Consider the following 368-nt stretch of genomic DNA (forward strand, 5'->3'; position numbering starts at 1 on the left):
TTGTTGGTATGACTTTTACTCCATTGGCTTGCATGGATTTTATATAATCATCAAAAGATTTGGGTTTGAATTGTTTCATAGTCAGGTCATGCCTGCGTTTGATCTCAGTTCGTATTTCTTTTAGATTAAATTCCTTTTCAAATTGGATTTGCTTAACGGTGGTCAGTCCCATATGTTCTGCTGTTTTTTCCGCTGCCAATTGACTTCGTTTCCCAATAAAACTGTCATTATAAGCAACGCCTTTAAAGTCGATACGATTGACATATAAATGAATGTGCTTATGTTCTTTATCCTGATGTACAAATGCTATAGCTTGCCGTTCCTTTAATTGCATCTCTTTTATAAATTGTCTTGTTATGGCTTCTAAT

1 protein-coding gene is annotated in these 368 nt (G+C 34.5%); it reads right to left on the bottom strand.

What is annotated here, in order from left to right; all coding sequences use genetic code 11:
• On the bottom strand, window positions 1–368 hold a 368-nt coding region (locus ACH5TX_RS00120), incomplete at both ends, for a relaxase/mobilization nuclease domain-containing protein (protein ID WP_439337536.1).

The sequence above is a fragment of the Thalassobellus citreus genome (assembly GCF_044385915.1).
In the GTDB taxonomy this organism is placed as follows: domain Bacteria; phylum Bacteroidota; class Bacteroidia; order Flavobacteriales; family Flavobacteriaceae; genus Thalassobellus; species Thalassobellus citreus.